Genomic DNA, 15197 nt, shown 5'->3' on the forward strand with positions numbered 1-15197 from the left:
GAAAATCGCACGCATTGGCGCGTGCGATCAAGGCGCGACCGGCGTCAGGCGGCCAGGGCCAGCGGCAGCGGGAAATCGCGGCGTGCCGGCGTCGCGCGCAGTGCCTCGGCGAGGATCTCGCCGGCCAGGGGGGCACAGGTGCCGCAGCAGTCCGAGCAGCCGGTCCGCTCGCTCAGCTCGGCCAGCGACGACACGCCATCGGCGGCGGCCTGGCGGATCTGGCGGTCGGTGACGGCGTTGCAGATGCACACGTACATGGAGCACTCCTGGAAGTGCCGCCATTGGAATGCAAACGAGAATGATTGTCAACCCGAACGGGCGCAGGCCAGCGGACCCAGCTCCCAGCCGCTCTCGCGCGGCGCCAGGGGGGCGATCAGCGCCGCGACCGGCGCCAGATGGTGCAGGGCCTGCTGGTAGACGCGGCGCTTGAACGTGACCACGTGGTCGGCCGGATACCAGAAATCGACCCAGCGCCACTGGTCGAATTCCGGATCATGGGTGAGGTCGAGCCGGACGTCGGTGTCGCTGCCCAGCATCTGCAGCAGGAACCAGACCTGCTTCTGGCCGATGCAGATCGGACGCTGACGCTGGCGGACCAGGCGCTGCGGCAGGCGGTAGCGCAGCCAGCCGGGGGTGGCGCCGAGCACCTGAACGTGTTCGTTGCGCAGGCCGGTTTCTTCCTCCAGCTCGCGGTACATCGCCTCCAGCGGCGTCTCGTCGGTGCGCATGCCCCCTTGCGGGAACTGCCAGCCGTCACGCGTCACCCGGCGTGCCCAGAACACCCGGCCGTGCGGGTTGAGCAGGATGATGCCCACATTGGGGCGATAGCCGTCGGGATCGATCACGGTTCGCGCTCCGGTTGCGATTCATTCTTCCATAGCGCGCAGGACCGCGGCAAGAACGGGCAAACGGCGCCCTGCGACCGGCCCAGTCGGGCCGATCGGGAGCGTTGATCGCGGATCCGCGCGCGGAGCGGCGCGGACGGAGGACCTCAGTCGATCCGGAACTCGTTCAGCGTCACCGGAAACGTGCCGCTGACGTTCAGCGTGTACAGCCCGGCTCCGGGCTCGTCGCCGCCGGCCGCCGGGTAGTACGAGTCGACGTGGAAGTAGTACGTCTGGCCCGGCGTGAAGGTCGAGGACACGGACGGCGTGCGCTGGCCGCCGACGTCGTCGGTGCCGGCGATGCAGCTGTTGGCATCGCCGCAGGTTTCCAGGATGTAGATCGCCGGGTCCCAGCTGTCGGCGCCGGACAGCGAGAACGTCAGGTTGTTGCCGCTGCCCGGCGTGAAGACCCACACGTCCTCCGGCCCCTTGCGGTTGTTGGGCTCCCAGGCGTACTCGTCGCACAGGCCGCCGGTGTCCGGCAGGCCGGGCACGTTGTTGGCACCCCCGCTGGTGTTCCCGCTCGCCGCCGACGGCGAGGCGACGATCGAGCCGGTCGGCGCGGCACAGCTGCCGGTCGGCACCAGCGGCACCGGCTCGCCCGGAACGGGGCCTACCACGGTCGCCGGCGAGCGCGCCTGCGCGGTGTCGGCGAGCGCCATGGCCGCCAGCAGCGCAAGAACGAGGGTTGTTGCCTTCATCGATTGTTCCCCTTGAGAGTCCCCTGTGGAGCACCGGACGGCACAGACGGCGATGCCCGGCGCATCTGCCCGCGGTGTGGCCGGAGACTAGCAACGGCCGTCCGGAAAGAACAGCGCCATCAGGCCCGGCGCCTGCCGCAGGCGGTTCCGCTACCATGACGCCGGCCACCCTCTTCCGGTATCCGCCGCCGATGCGCCTCCTCTCGACGATCGCCGTCCTGGGCCTGCTGGCCGGCACGCCCGTGGGCGTGGGTGCGGCCCCGGTCCTGGTCACGCTGGACGATGCCGGCCCGCAGGCCGTACAGGCGCTCAAGCAGGCCCCCGGTGTCGCCTGGTGGGCGGAGTTCGGCGACCGGCTGCTGCTGGTAGGCGACACCGATCGCGTGCTGCAGTCGCGCGGCGCGGCGCCGATGCAGGTGCTCGACGGCATCGACCCGGATCGCCTGTTCCTGCACGCCGCCAGCTGTGCGCACGGCGTGGACGGCGACACCCCGCATGCGGATCCCGGCCTCCCGATCGCCCGCGTCGGCCATTGGGAGCTGCGCGCGTTGCGCGCCGGCGAGACGCTGCCCACCGCTGACAACAGCCATTGGCAGCCGCTGCCCCGCAACCGCGTCGCCATCGAGCGCTATCGCGGCAGCGGTGCGGCGGCCGATCCGCTGGTGCTGCCGCTGGTGGCGGCGATCGACCCGGCACGCTGGTACGCCGGCGTCGAGACGCTCGCCGCCTGGGACCGCAACAGCTTCGGCAGCGGCATCGTCCTGGCGCGCGACTGGATCGGCGGCGCGTTCGCCGCGACCGGCCTGGCCGTGACGCTGCCCGCGTTCACGCTGCAGGGCCGCACGCTCAACAACGTCGTCGGGGTCTGGACCGGCACGCGCCGGCCGGACGAGTGGGTGATCGTCGGCGGCCACTATGATGCGATCCAGTCCGGCGGCGGCAGCGGCGCCATCGCACCGGGCGCCGACGACAACGCCTCCGGCTGCTCGGGCGTGATCGAGCTGGCACGCGCGCTGACCGCATTCCGGCCGCAGCGCACCGTGGTCTTCGTCTGCTACTCCGGCGAGGAACAGGGCCTGCACGGCAGCATCGCCCATGTGGCGGCGCTGCGCAGCGGCGGCGACCTGGCCAAGGTCACGGCGATGATCAACATGGACATGATCGGCTACAGCCGCGACGGCACGTTCGACGTGCTGCTGGAGACCAACGGGCAGAACCGCGCGTACATCGAGCGCTTCGCCGCCGTCGCCGCCGCCTACGCACCGGAGCTGGGTACCTTGCTCAGCACCAATCCGTTCGGATCGGATCATGTCCCGTACTTGCAGGCCGGTGTGCGCGCGCTGCTGACGATCCAGGGCGACGACACCACCTATCCGCACTACCACCGCGCGACGGATACCCCGGCGAACATGGATGCCGGCGGCTGGTCGCAATCGATCGGCGGTGCGATCCTGCGCATGAACGCGGCGATGCTGGCGGAACTGGCCGGGGCCGGCGACCGCGTCTTCGCCGACGGCCTCGACCCCGGGGACAACGGCGCCGCGGGCCGGTAGCGGCACGCGGCCGCGAGGAAAACGATGGCGACGACGATCGGATTGATCCTGGTGGCGGCGGCACTGGCGTGGGCCGTGCTCGTCTTCAACCGCCTGGTCCGGCTGCGCAACCAGATGCGCAATGCCTGGGCCGACATCGACGTCCAGCTCACGCGCCGGCACGACCTGGTGCCGCAGCTGGTGACGGCGGTGCAGGCCTATGCCGCGCACGAGCGGAGCGTGCTGGAAGCCGTGACCACGCTGCGCGGCGAGGCGCTGGGCCTGCGCAGCCCGGCACGGCTGGCCTCGGTCGAGGCCGCGCTGGAGCAGGCGCTCGGCCGCGTGCTGGCATTGAAGGAAGCCTATCCGGACCTCAAGGCCAGCGAGCAGTTCATGCAGCTGCAGCAGGGCCTGGTGGACGTGGAAGAGCACCTCCAGTACGCACGGCGCTACTACAACGGCGCCGTGCGCGACTACAACGACGCGGTCCAGCGCGCGCCGGACCTCCTGGTCGCGCGCGGCTTCGGCTTCGCGGCCGGCGAGTTCTACCAGGCGCGCGAAGACGAACGGCCGGCCGTGCAGGTGGAGGTATCGCGATGAAGACCCGATGCAACGCCGTCCTGGTCCGGCTCCTCGCCGGCATTGCCGGCCTGGCGCTGGCAGCCGCGACCGTCCAGGCCGACGAACGGATCCTCGCCTACGACAGCGAGGTGCAGATCGAGGCGAACGGCGACCTGACGGTCACCGAGCACATCACCGTGCGCGCCGAGGGCGACCAGATCAACCGTGGCATCTACCGCGATTTCCCGACCCGCTACAAGGATCGCTACGGCAATCGCGTCGTCGTCGATTTCCAGATGCTCGGCGTCGAGCGCAACGGCGTCGAGGAACCGTGGTTCATCAAGCGCAAGGCCAACGGCCTGCGCATCAACACCGGCAGCGACGCCTTCATCGAGCGGCCGGCCGTGCACCGTTTCACGCTGCGCTACCGCACCTCGCGGCAGATCGGTTTCTTCGCCGACCACGACGAGCTGTACTGGAACGCGATCGGCACCGGCTGGGTGTTCCCGATCGACAGCGGCCAGGTCGAGGTCCGGCTGCCGCAGCCGGTCCCGACCGACCGGCTGCGCGCCGAGGGCTTCACCGGCGCACAAGGCGCCAAGGGCCAGGCCTACCAGGCCACGCTGCCGGCACCCGGCACCGCCCATTGGCAGCTGACCGCCCCGCTCGCACCGCGCGAGGGGTTCACGGTCGTGCTGTCGTTCCCGAAGGGCCTGCTGGCCGAGCCGACGCGCGACCAGCGCATCGGCTGGTTCTTCCGCGACAACCGTGGCGTGCTGATCGCGCTGGCCGGCCTGCTGGTCCTGGCCGGCTACTGCGTGCTGCGCTGGCGGCGTGTCGGCCGTGATCCGAAGCCCGGCGTCATCATCGCGCGCTACGAGCCGCCGGCGGACCAGCCTGCCGCCGCCCTGCGCTACATGCGCAAGATGGCCTACGACACGCGCTGCTTCAGCGCCGGCGTGCTCGAGCTGGCGGTGGCCGGCGTGCTGCGCATCGACCAGCAGCCGGCCGCGGACGACAAGGAGGGCTGGTCGCTCGTCCGCATCGGTACCGCCCCACTGCCGCCAACCCAGGCCGCGCTGGCCGAGGCGCTGTTCAAGGACGGCGACCACCTGGAACTCAAGAGCGAGAACGCCTCGCGCCTGCAGGGCGCGCGGACGGCGCACGGCAAGGCGCTGGAGCAGGCGTTCAACCCGGCCTTGTTCGTGCGCAACGGCACCAGCATCGTGGTCGCGTTCCTGATCGCGATCGCCGCCACGGTACTGGCGTTCGCGTTGTCCGGTGGCGGCGGCATCCCGCTGATCATGGCGCTGTCCGCCGCGATGCTGGCGGTCGCGCTGTGCTTCGCCTTTCTGGTGCATGCGCCGACGCCGGCCGGGCGGCAGCTGCTGGACCATATCGAGGGTCTCGGCCGCTACCTCGGCGTGGCCGAACGCGACGAACTGGCCGGTCTGCAAGGTCCGCCGGCACCGGCGCTCGACGCCGATCGCTACCAGCACCTGCTGCCCTATGCGGTGGCGCTGGACGTGGAGGAAGCCTGGACGCGCCGGTTCACCCAGGCCGTCGGCGCCGCCGCCGCCGCCGCGGCCACCAGCGCCATCGCCTGGTACCACGGGCACCACGGCATGAACCCGGCCGGCTTCACGCAGGCGCTGGGCACCGGCCTCAGCGCGACGATCGCCTCGGCGTCGACACCGCCCGGCAGCGCGTCGGGTGGTGGCGGCTTTTCCGGTGGCGGCGGCGGTGGTGGGGGCGGCGGCGGCCGCTGATCCGCGCCACCGCCACGCTTGCTCCCGGCGGGAGCGATCGTCATTCTTTCCGCGTCATCCGCCGGCCGCCCGCACTTGCATGATCGCTCCCGACGCCGCCGTCCGTCGTTCGCCGCTGCTCGGCCACTACGAGCTGGACCCGGCGCGGCACCATGAACTGCTCGACGCGGACGGCGAGCTGCGGCCGCACTGGGGCCATTTCATGGCCGGCATCGAGCGCAGCGGGCCGGCCCAGATGCGCCACCGCCTGGACCTGGTGGCGCGGCAGATCCGTGAGAACGGCGTCACCTACAACGTCTACGCCGATGCCAAGGGTGCCGATCGCCCCTGGGAGCTGGACCTGCTGCCGCAGATCATCGAAGCGGACGACTGGGAAGCCCTGGCAGCCGGCATCGCCCAGCGCGCGCGCCTGCTCGACCGGGTACTGGCCGACCTGTACGGCCCGCAGACGCTGCTCGCCGGCGGGCTGCTGCCGCCGGAACTGATCTTCGGCCACGACCATTTCCTCTGGCCCTGCCAGGGCGTCGTGCCGCCGGGCGGCCGCCACCTGCACCTGTACGCCGCCGACCTGGCGCGCGCGCCGGACGGCCGCTGGTGGGTGGTCGCGGACCGCACCCAGGCGCCGTCCGGCGCCGGCTACGCGGTGGAGAACCGGCAGATCATCTCGCGCGCGTTCCCCGAGCCGTTCCGCGACCTGCGCGTGCAGGACATCGGCGGGTTCTTCCGGACCCTGCAGACCACGCTGGAGCAGCTCGCGCCCGCCGCTGCCGGCGAGAGCCCGCTGGTCGTGCTGCTGACGCCCGGCCGCTTCAACGAGACCTATTTCGAGCACGTCTACCTGGCGCGCCTGCTCGGCATGCCGCTGGTGGAAGGCCAGGACCTCATCGTGCGCGCCGACACGGTCTTCATGAAGACCCTCGGCGGCCTGCGGCGCGTGCACGCGATCCTGCGCCGCGTCGACGACGACTTCTGCGACCCGCTGGAACTGCGCGACGATTCGGCGCTGGGCGTGCCGGGCCTGCTGGCCGCCGTGCGCGCCGGCCGCGTGCTGGTCGCCAATGCACTGGGCAGCGGCGTGCTCGAGTCGCCCGGCCTGCTCGGCTTCCTGCCCGCGGTCTGCGAGCGGCTGCTGGGCGAGCCGCTGGCGCTGCCGGCGGTGGCCACCTGGTGGTGCGGCGAGCCGCCGGTCTGCGCCGAGGCGCTGGCGGAGCTGCAGCGCCTGGTCGTCAAGCCGGCCTTCCCGGCGCGCCGCGCCGATCCGCTGTTCGGCCCGGAACTCGGTCGCAGCCGCCTCAACGAACTGCGCGCCCGCATCGCCGCCGCACCGGGCCACTGGGTCGCGCAGGAACTGGTCCAGCTGTCGCAGGCCCCGGTCTGGCAGCGCCAGCACGCACGCGGCGCGATCGTCCCGCGCGCGATCAGCCTGCGCGTCTATGCGGTCGCCACCCCCGGCGGCGGCTACCAGGTCATGCCCGGTGCGCTGTCGCGCATCGCGGCCAAGGCCGGCGCGCCGGTGGTGTCGATGCAGCGCGGCGGCGGCAGCAAGGACACCTGGGTGCTGGCGCCGGCCCGCGCCGCCGGCGCCGAACCGCCGCAGCGGCGGCCGCTGGGCGCGCGCGACATCATCCGCCGCGACCAGTTCCTGCCGTCGCGGCTGATCGAGAACCTGTTCTGGACCGGCCGCTACGCCGAGCGCAGCGAGGACACGACGCGGCTGCTGCGCGTCGTGCTGGCCCGCTACGTCGAGACCGCCGGCGGCACCACGCCGGCCCTGGCCGCCGCGCTCGACACCTGCCGTCACCTGGAACTGGTCGCGGCGGATCGCCCGGTGCGCGAGGCGCTGTTCGCAGCCGTCACCGACACGTCCTCGCCCAACAGCCTGGCCAGCGTGCTGGCGGGCCTGTTCTGGTCGGCCGCGCAGGTGCGCGGCCGCCTGTCACAGGAGAACTGGCGCGGCCTGGTGGAGATCCAGCGCGAAACGCAGGCGCTGACGCGCGACCGCGCCGACCTCGGCGAGACGCTGGACCTGCTCAACCGCGTGCTGATGGCCACCTCGGCCCTGGCCGGCTTCGCGTTCGACGACATGACCCGCGACGACGGCTGGCGCTTCCTGGTGATCGGCCGGCGCATCGAGCGGTTGCAGTTCGTCGCCGACGTGACGGCCTGGCTGCTGCGGCACCGGCCGCAGGCCGACGCGGCAACGCTCGAATGGCTGCTCGAGCTGGCCGACAGCATCATCACCTACCGCATGCGCTACCTGTCGCCGCCGCAGCTGATCCCGACGCTCGACCTGATCGTCTGCGATCCCGCCAATCCGCATTCGGTGGTGTTCCAGGCGCTGGAACTGGCGCGCGAGCTGGGCAGCGTGGACGCCGAGTTCGGCAGCCGCTGCGCCGAGCGCTTCGCGGCGGTCGCCGGCCGCCTGGGCGCCTGCGACCTGTCCGCGCTGGAAGAATCGCTGTTCGGCGAGGGCCTGCGCGCCGATGCCGGCGACGCGATCGCCGACCTGCTGGCCGGCAGCGCCGCGATCGCGCGCGAGGTATCCGACGAGCTGGCACTGCGGCACTTCGCGCACGTCGACGTCAGCCAGCCCACCGTGTCGGCCTGACCCATGAATGCCCGGACCCGACCGCGGCCGGACCACGCCCGCTACCGCGTGGTGCACGAGACCGAGTACCGCTATTCGAGCACCGTGTCGATGTCGCGGCAGACGGCGCACCTGGCGCCGCGCGACTGCCCCTGGCAGCGCAACCTGCGCCATGCGCTGCGCGTCGAGCCGCAGCCCACCTACCGGCATGCGAGCACGGACTGCTTCGGCAATCCGCTGGTTCGCCTGGAGATCGACCAGCCGCATCGCACGCTGCTGGCCGTCGCCGAATCGGACGTGGAGATCCGCGCGCGGACGCTGCCGGGCGACCCCGCGGCGTCGCCGGCCTGGGAGGCGGTGGCCGACCACCACGCCTATCGCGCCGGCCGCGTCCCCGATGCCGCCGCGCTGGAAGCCTACCGCTACCGGGCCGACTCGCCGTTCGTGCGCACCGGCATCGAGCTTGCGGACTTCGCGCGGGACTGCTTCGCGCCCGGCACGCCGCTGCTGGTCGCGGTCCGCCGGCTGATGAGCGCGATCCACCGCCAGTTCCGCTTCGACACCGAGGCGACCCAGGTCGCCACGCCGCTGCTCGACGTGCTCGCGCAGCGGCGCGGCGTCTGCCAGGACTTCGCGCACCTGATGATCGGCTGCCTGCGTGCGTTCGGCCTGCCGGCGCGCTACGTCAGCGGCTACCTGCTGACCACGCCGCCGCCCGGCCAGCCGCGCCTGATCGGCGCCGATGCCTCGCACGCCTGGGTGTCGGTCCATTGCCCGGGACAGGGCTGGATCGACTTCGACCCGACCAACGACGTCCTGCCCGATCTGGGCCACGTGACCGTCGCCTGGGGACGCGACTTCGGCGACGTCTCGCCGCTGCGCGGCGTGATCCTCGGCGGCGGCGCCCACGAACTCGACGTGCGCGTGACGATGACGCCGCTCGGCTGAGCCCCGCGCCGGGCGTGCCCGCCTACGGATGCCCGCCGGGCGTCGCCTCGCCGCCGGACGTGCCCGCGGCCGCCTCGACGACCCGGTAGCGGCCGCGACCGGCCGCCTTCGCGCGATACAACGCACCGTCGGCCTCGCGCACCAACCGGCTCGTGTCCTCGTCCCCGCGGACGATCGGCGCGATGCCGACGCTGACGCCGATCACCACCCGGCAGCCGTCCAGTTCGTAGGGGGCGCCGAGCGAGTCGATGATCGCCTCGGCCAGGCGCCCGTCATCGGCGCCGGCGTGCGGGTGCGAACGCACGATCGCGAACTCGTCCCCGCCGAGCCGGATGATGACGTCGGTCGCGCCGGCCAGCGCCCGCAGGCGCTCGGCCGCGAGGCAGAGCAGGGCGTCACCGGTCGGATGGCCGTGGGTATCGTTGACCTCCTTGAAGCCGTCGAGGTCGAGCAGGAGCAAGGCGCCACGGCGGCCGTCGGCGGCCCCCGCGATGACGACGCGCATCCGGTCGGCGAGCTGAGCGCGGTTGGGCAGTCCGGTCAGCGGATCGTGCAGCGCCAGGTGCGCGAGCCGCTCCTGCTCCTGCCGGCGCTTGTCGACGTCCTCGAGGACGCCCACCCATTCCTCCGCCTCGCCGTCCTCGCCCGACACCGGCACGCCGCGCGCGCGTACCCACAGCCAGCGATCGTCGGCGGTGCGCACGCGGAACTCGGCATCGACCGGACTGCGCGCGGCCCGGCCCTGCTCCCAGCGCTGCGCGACCGATGCCAGGTCCTCGGGGTGGACCTGTTCGAGCCAGCCGTCGCCGATCGCCGCGGCGTCGGGCCGCCCGGTCAGCGGCTGCCAGCCGGCGACGGCGGTCACCGCACCGGAGACCGCGCGCCGCCAGAGCACCAAGGCACCCGCTTCGGCCAGCGCGCGATAGCGGCGCTCGCTGGCGATCAGCACCGCCGCGTTCAGCCGCTCGGCCTCGGCCTGGTGGCGCAGCGCCGATTCGGACCGGTCCAGGCTCTCGCGCAGCGCCTCGAACTCGGCGACCGAGGACACCAGTTCGCGCGGCTCGACCACGTCCGGCCGGATGCCGGCGACATGCTCGGCGCGCCGCGCCAGCGCCTGCACCGGCCGCAGGATCCAGCGCGCCGCGATGATCGCCAGCAGCAGGGCGAGCAGGATCGCCAGGGCGCTGCCGGCGACCAGTCCCAGCAGCGGTCCCTGCCAGCGTGCGTCGAAGGCGTCGCGCGATTCGCCGACCACCACGACCCAGCCCGGCGTATTGGCCAGTACGCGGAAGCCGAAGATCACCGGTGCGCCTTCCACCGCGCGGGCCTCGAAGACCCCTGCGGCGCCGCCCACCGCCTGGAGTGCGGCCCAGTCCGGCACCGTCCGGCCGACCGCGCGATCCGGATCGCGCGAGCGCGCGATCAAGCGGCCTTGGCCGTCGGTGATCGCCACCAGGGTCTGTGCCGGCACGCTGCCGGCACGCCGCAGTGCGCGCACCAGGTATTCGGGGCGTGCCGTCAGCGCGAGGACGTCGCGACCGTCCCCGTCCGGGTACGGGACGGCGACGCCGAGGCGTACCGCGCCGTCGGCCTCGAACAGGTCCGACACCACCCAGCGGCCTTCGTCTGCCGCCTGCGCGACGGCGCCGCGCAGCGGTTCGGGCAGCGGCGCCGCCGGCGCGGACGCGGCGTGCAGGTCGAGCCGGCCGCCGAAGCGCTCGGCGATCTGTGCCAGGCCGGCCCGGGCCGGAACCGTCGCATCGTCGGTCCGGGCGGCCGGGGCCGCCAGGGTCGCGATCACTTCGACATTGGCCGCCAGCTCGCTCTCGACCGCGCGTGCCATCACCTGGGCCGAGGCGAGCAGCTGGTACCGGGACGCAGCGTGGTAGGCGCTGCCGGCGCGCCACACCGCGATCGCGATCGCGGCCAGGGCCGGCAGCAGGGCGATCACCACCAGGATCGCCAGATGGGCGCGCAAGCCGCGGCGCCGGGTCCGCGCCTGCGCGGGCCCGGCCGTCGCCGGGCGCAACGCCACTTCCTCCCATGCCGACATGTCCGCTCCGTCGCCGCCAGCAACGAATGGCATGTATACGCAAATCCGGCCACCGGGAAAGAGACCGATGGGGCGGTTTTGCGAACCGGCGCACGGTCCTGGTGCCGGCGCCGGGCGCGCGGTGGTTCAGCTTTCCGGCACGTAGTGCACGCTGCAGATCCGCCCGTCGGCCGTCCGCACGAGCAGGCGTTCGACGACGCCGGACGCGCCGCGCCGCACGGCGGCCGGCAGCGCGAACGGACAGTCGCTGCCCGCCGGCGCACCCGATTCGGCCGCCACGCGATGCACCGGCGGCGCTTCGAAGTCGTCGGCGAAGAGCGGATCCGGGACGAGGTCCGGATCGTAGAGCTGTGCTCCGCCGCGCGGCACAGGCGGGTTGTCCGGGTCCAGGCCCCCGGCGACCAGCGCACGGCCGTCCGGCAGCGGCGCAACCACATGGTAGAGGTGCTTCCTCAGCATCGGCAGCCCGCCGGCGAGCGTGCCGCCGGCGACGTCGTACACGTCCGCCGAGGCCGCCAGGCCGCCGTCGCCGCCGGCGAACAGCACGGAACCGCCGGCCAGGGTCACGGCGAGGCCGAAGATCGGCCGATCGGGAACCGGCGTGCCCACGGCGGTGAACGTCCCGGCAGCCGGATCGAGGACCTCGACGGCCGCCGGCACGAGCGTCTGCTGCGCGTCGAGCGCTCCGTAGGCGACCAGCACGCGGCCGTCCGCCAGCGCGGCGGCTGCATGCCCGGCACGGGCGGTGGCCATCGTGCCGGCCAGCGGCACCAGCGCACCGGTGACGGGATCGAAGCGCTCGGCGGTCGCCAGCGGGTGGTTGACGATCGTGACCGCGCCGCCGTCGTCGATGAATTCCTCGCGGTTGCCGCCGATCACGACCGCGCCGCCGTCGACGAGCGCCGTGACCGTCGCCAGGCCACGCGAGGAACTCAGCGTCCCCGCGGCGACGAACTGGCCGGTGGCCGGGTCGTAGAGTTCCACCACGTCCGTGTCGCGCAGCGTGAACACGCCGCCGCCGAGGTCCGCGCAGGGATTGCAGCCGCGACCGCCGGCGACGATGACGCGTCCGTCGGCGAGCAGGGTCGCCGACGCGAGGTCACGCTCCACCAGTGGCGCGGCGGTCGCCGTGAAGGTGCCGGTGACCGGGTCGTAGAGTTCCGCCAGGGTCGGCGGCACGTCGTTGAGCGGCGCGAACAGGTCGCCGCCGTTGAACACCAGCACGCGGCCGTCCGCCAACCGCACGGCGGTGTGGTCCTGGCGCGCGGTGAGCATGTCGCCGGTCGCCGTGAAGGTGCCGGTGGCCGGATCGTAGAGCTCGGCCTTGCGCGTCTTGGACGCCGCGGCCGGGCTGATGCGGCCGCCGGTGATCAGCACCCGGCCGTCCGCCAGCGGCGTGGCGACCGCCTTCTGCCGTGCGGTGACCATCGTGCCGGTGGCGACGAAGCCGCCGGCGGCTGCGGGCGGCAGGCCGGCGCCGAGCGCGAGGATGAGTAGGAATGGACCTGGAACGTTTCGGAAGCGCATGGACGATATTCCCAATGGACGTGAGGCGCCGGACGGCGCGATCGAGGGCGTGCGGGCCGTGAACTGGATACGCCACGGCCGGCCGCAGGCGCATTCGCGTTGCGCTAGATCACCGCATGATCGGCATTGCGCGGCGGCAAGCCGTTGATCTTCAAGGAGACCGGAAGAACGCGCCTGCGATCAGGACGCGGCCCCCGAAAGCGCCAGGAAATCCGGCCGGCGCAGTTCCTCGGGGACGTCGCGCTCACCGGCCAGCCGGATGACACGATCCAGGCTGCGGCGCCAGGCGGCCGGCCGGCCGAGCGCACGCAGCACGCGCAGCTCCAGCAGCGCCGCGGTGAAGCTGCGTTGCGGCAGCGGCCCCAGGGCAGCGAGCACGCCGCCGGCCCGGTCGATCGCACCGTGCGCCATCAGCCACGGCACGTAGGCCTCGGCGATCCGCTCGCGATCGATCGGGATCGCGCCGGTGACCGCGGATGCGGCCTCGAACGCGCGGTCGGCCGCGGCGGCATCACCGGCGGCGATCGCGAGGTCGGCGTCGATCAGGTGCAGATAGACCGTCGCATAGGCCGGTTCCGCCAACCGCCTCGCCAGCTGCGCGCGGATCGCCACTGCGGCCGGCCGGTCGCCCGGCAGCACGGCACGCGCGCGCAGCAGGTGCAGGTACGCCAGGTCGCGCCCGTCGCCGGTGGCGCAGGCGTCGGCCTCGCACAGCACGCCGAGTGCCTGATCGATTTCGCGCCGCGTCAGTCCGGATTCGCCGCGACTCCAGGCATAGCGCGCGGCGATCGAGTGAACGCGGTAGCGGTTCGGCAGCGGCCCGTCGGCGGCGCCCTGGCCACCGCGCTCGAGCAGCGGCTGGGCGTCCCGCAGGCGTCCGTTGGCGATCAGCACTTCCGCGCGCGCCAGCTCGATCGACGTGCGCAGGTGCGGCCACCGGCTGCGCTCGGCCAGCGCGGCGAGACGGCCGTCCTCGGCCAGCGCGGAGACCGGATCGGCGAGATCGAGCAGGGTGGTCGCCAGATGGACCCGCGCGACGATCTCGTCGTCGACCGCCTGGAACAGGGCCAGGCGGTCGGCCGTGCGCTGCAGCCGCGGCAGCGCCTCCTCCACCCGCCCCTGCTGGCGCAGCGCGATGCCGAAATTGGAATCCACACGTGCCGCGTCGAGCCAGTTGCCGGCACCGGCGTGGATCTCCTGCGCGCGGGCGTAGTCGGCGAACGCCGCTTCGTAGCGCCCCTGCAACGAGGCGGCGATCGCCCGGCCGTGATAGGCGCTGCCCAGTGCCGCAGCGCCCGCATCGGCGGTCTCCAGCAGGTCGATCGCCTGCTGCGAACGCTGCAGAACCGCCTCGGTATCCCGCCGCACCAGCGCCAGGTTCGCCAGGCCGATCAGCGCACGCGCGCGCAGCACCGGCGCGTCCTGCACCGCGGCACGCTCGGCCAGTGCGGCGAAGCCGGCCTCGGCCTGCTCGAAGCGGCCGGCCCGGAACGCCATCGCGGCGAGCTGGATGTCGAGCTCGGGCGCATCCGGATGGGCATCGCGCGCGGCCATCAGCAGGTCCGCCGCGGCATCGGGCCGGCCGCCGAGGAAGATCGCCTCGGCCTTCTTGAGCACGAAATCGAGCGCCGCGTCGCGCGCCGGAACCGGAGCTGACGGCGGCGAAGGCACCAGGCGGGCGGCGAGGCGGTCGGCCGCGTCGCGCGCGGCGTCGAGTACCTGGCCCGCCTCGGCGGCGACCTCCAGCGGCTCGGCGCCGTATACGACCGCGAGACGGACCCGCCAGCCCGCACCGGCCGGCTCGATGCGCGTGGACACGACGCGCCCCGCCGCCGCCGCGGCGGCGAGCCGGGCATGATCCGCCGGCGCCAGTTCGTCGATCGCCAGTCCGCGCGTCAGCGCCGCCGCGTTGTCGCTCGGCACCACGGCCTGCCCGGCCTCGGCCAGACGCTCGCCGACCAGGGCCATGACACCGAGCCGCAGCCAATCCTGGGCGGCGTCGGCCACCAGGATCGCCGGCAGGACCAAGTCGGGCCGGGGCATCGCCGCCGACGCGACCACCGCCTGGGCGGCCTCGTCCGCGGGCGGCGGCGGAGCGGGCGCGGGCCGCAGCCAGGCGCCGGCGCCGATGACCAGCACCGCCGTCGCGGCCAGTCCTGCATGCACGCGCCACCTGGGCCTGGCGGTGGCGGATGCGGCCGTGTCGGCCACGGCGGAGGGCAGCGCCCGCGGCGACGCGGCGACGGTCCGGCCCGGCTCGATCCGCTGTGTCGGCGCGACCCATTGATAGCCGAACCCCGGCAGCGTGCGGATCACCTCCTGCTGGTCGCCGCTGTCGTCCAGCAGGCGCCGTGCACGCACGATCAGCTGCCCGAGCAGGTTGTCGCCGGCGTCCTCGCGCCCCCAGATGACCGCGATCAGCTCGTCGCGGCCGACCGCGCGCCCGCGGTGCTCGATCAGGTGGGCGACGCAGTCGAACAGGCGGTTCGGCAGCGTGACCGCCGCACCGTCGCTGCGGACCAGGCGCCGCGTGGCGATGTCGATGCGGAAATCGCCGAATGCGTAGACCGGGTCAGCAGACATGCGACGGTTGATACGTCGCGCGTGCGCGGAGTGTCAAGCGCGCGGCCGGCCC

The 15197-nt window shown here is 73.3% G+C and carries 10 protein-coding genes and 1 pseudogene; 5 read left to right on the forward strand and 6 right to left on the reverse strand.

Features of this window, described 5'->3' with window-relative positions:
- Positions 1-44 precede the first annotated feature (44 nt).
- The 3 genes and pseudogenes from I596_RS15615 to I596_RS15625 all read right to left on the reverse strand — a co-directional run bounded on the left by I596_RS15615 (position 45) and on the right by I596_RS15625 (position 1585).
- On the reverse strand, positions 45-257 hold the full coding sequence (locus I596_RS15615) for a bacterioferritin-associated ferredoxin (RefSeq protein ID WP_067650030.1): 213 nt from the start codon (positions 255-257) through the stop codon (positions 45-47).
- A gap of 111 nt (positions 258-368) precedes the next feature.
- A pseudogene (locus tag I596_RS15620) lies at positions 369-845 on the reverse strand (RNA pyrophosphohydrolase); the annotation flags it as partial.
- A 146-nt stretch (positions 846-991) separates the two neighbouring features.
- A complete protein-coding gene (locus I596_RS15625; RefSeq protein WP_067650033.1) occupies positions 992-1585 on the reverse strand; it encodes a hypothetical protein in 594 nt (197 codons plus the stop codon).
- 191 nt (positions 1586-1776) lie between these two features.
- Between I596_RS15625 and I596_RS15630 the strand changes: the two genes are divergently transcribed.
- From I596_RS15630 to I596_RS15650, 5 genes are all read left to right on the forward strand, one after another.
- Positions 1777-3138 carry a M28 family metallopeptidase gene (locus I596_RS15630; protein ID WP_190278928.1) on the forward strand — a complete coding sequence of 454 codons (1362 nt, stop codon included), beginning with the start codon at positions 1777-1779 and terminating at the stop codon, positions 3136-3138.
- Between the two features lie 24 nt (positions 3139-3162).
- On the forward strand, positions 3163-3717 hold the full coding sequence (locus I596_RS15635; RefSeq protein ID WP_067650038.1) for a LemA family protein: 555 nt from the start codon (positions 3163-3165) through the stop codon (positions 3715-3717).
- The gene (locus tag I596_RS15640) at positions 3714-5447 is read left to right on the forward strand and encodes a DUF2207 domain-containing protein (RefSeq protein ID WP_067650041.1); all 1734 of its coding nucleotides are present in this window, start codon (positions 3714-3716) and stop codon (positions 5445-5447) included. The genes I596_RS15635 and I596_RS15640 overlap by 4 nt, the downstream gene beginning before the upstream one ends.
- A gap of 79 nt (positions 5448-5526) precedes the next feature.
- Complete coding sequence (locus tag I596_RS15645) at positions 5527-8055, forward strand: circularly permuted type 2 ATP-grasp protein (protein WP_083965645.1); 2529 nt, start codon at positions 5527-5529, stop codon at positions 8053-8055.
- Between the two features lie 3 nt (positions 8056-8058).
- Positions 8059-8982, forward strand: coding sequence for a transglutaminase family protein (locus I596_RS15650; protein WP_067650044.1), 924 nt, complete (start codon positions 8059-8061; stop codon positions 8980-8982).
- 22 nt (positions 8983-9004) lie between these two features.
- Here I596_RS15650 and I596_RS15655 read toward each other — a convergent pair whose 3' ends face one another.
- From I596_RS15655 to I596_RS15665, 3 genes are all read right to left on the reverse strand, one after another.
- A complete protein-coding gene (locus I596_RS15655) occupies positions 9005-11035 on the reverse strand; it encodes a bifunctional diguanylate cyclase/phosphodiesterase (protein WP_067650047.1) in 2031 nt (676 codons plus the stop codon).
- Positions 11036-11161: 126 nt separating this feature from the next.
- Entirely contained in the window at positions 11162-12562 is a 1401-nt protein-coding gene (locus I596_RS15660) for a Kelch repeat-containing protein (RefSeq protein ID WP_067650050.1), read from the reverse strand.
- Positions 12563-12742: 180 nt separating this feature from the next.
- Positions 12743-15145 (reverse strand): winged helix-turn-helix domain-containing protein, encoded by a 2403-nt coding sequence (locus tag I596_RS15665; protein WP_067650053.1) that lies wholly within the window; start codon positions 15143-15145, stop codon positions 12743-12745.
- Positions 15146-15197 lie beyond the last annotated feature (52 nt).

The sequence above is a fragment of the Dokdonella koreensis DS-123 genome, from assembly GCF_001632775.1.
GTDB classification, from domain to species: Bacteria; Pseudomonadota; Gammaproteobacteria; order Xanthomonadales; family Rhodanobacteraceae; genus Dokdonella; species Dokdonella koreensis.